At 34.9% G+C, this 1,241-nt stretch carries 2 protein-coding genes; both read right to left on the bottom strand.

The annotated features are described in order from the left end of the window. Positions 1-502 (bottom strand): CHASE3 domain-containing protein (locus AC1DDX_RS27340; RefSeq protein ID WP_477623025.1); only part of this gene is annotated, 502 nt, incomplete at its 3' end. 90 nt (positions 503-592) lie between these two features. After that, on the bottom strand, positions 593-1,237 hold the full coding sequence (locus AC1DDX_RS27345) for a LytR/AlgR family response regulator transcription factor (RefSeq protein WP_477623027.1): 645 nt from the start codon (positions 1,235-1,237) through the stop codon (positions 593-595). Positions 1,238-1,241: the final 4 nt, after the last annotated feature.

Here is a 1,241-nt window from a genome sequence, read left to right on the forward strand (position 1 = left end):
GGTTAAGCTCGGTTTCAATTATTTTGTTGCCTGTTTTTAAGATTTGAGTTTTATAAAGCTGGCCTAGCCCTGCCATTACACGGGATACGGCAGCTTCTTTCCCATTTGATTCATAAGCGCTAAGCACCCCTTTCATCTCTTCAGTTTTAGCGTGTGCATATTGGTTTAGAGAATCAATTCTGATCTGTTGCTCAGCGTTGTCATTTGTTAACCTCTTTAATTCGGCTATTGTAGGTAGAATCTTTGATGCATTGGCATCGTAAGGCTTAAGGTATTGTTTGTCGCCAGACAAAACAAACCCCCTGATGCTGGTTTCTGAGTTTAAAACCTGAAACTCGACGTCTTTTATCAGATTGATCACATCGTAAGTATGGCTCTGCCATTTTGTATCTTGATTTAGCTTATCAATACTTAGATAGGATGTGATTGCTGATACCAAAACAAATAACAAGGATACAGCAAATCCTGTTAACACTTGTTGTTTAAAAGATAATTTAAACATATATTAAGTTAATAAATATTGAAGCTCTTAAAAAATAAATACAATGATAGTACTTGTTAAGACAAGTTGACTAACTATTGTAAGATAAATTTAATGTAATTCCCTTAAACATTGATTATAAGTTACCCCAATTGGGATAATTTGCTCGCCAATCCAGATTTGAGTGCGATCATACTTACTAATCTTGTCCTTTGAAACTATAAAAGCGCGGTGTGTTCTAATAAATGATTTTGCAGGAAGCAACAGGAGCATTTCACTTATAGGGATCCGAGTACTAAGAAGTGGCTTGTTTGCAAGGTGAATAAGGGTATAGTTACCCGAAGCCTCTATATATAATATGTCTTCAATTTGTACCTTTATTTGCTCATAGCCGTCTTTAATAAAAATGGCAGCAGGTTGCTCTTCATTTTCTGTCTTATTTCTAAGATTATAGAATTCTTGAGCTTTGTTGCATCCTTTTAAAAAGCGGGCAAGTGAAAATGGCTTTAATAAATAATCTACAGCGTCTAGTTCAAAACCCTTAACCGCATGTTCAGAATATGCGGTTGTAAAAATAACCATTGGAGGATTCGTTAGGCTATTCAAAAAATCAATGCCACTAATATCGGGCATCTTTATATCTAGAAAAATTAAATCGATTTTATTGTTTTGCAGATAGGAGATAGCCTCAAAAGCATTTACAAATGTAGCTTTGAGTTCAATAAACGGAACTTTAGACGCATGCGATTCTATTATATCC

Source organism: Pedobacter sp. 10L46_2 (assembly GCF_056395165.1).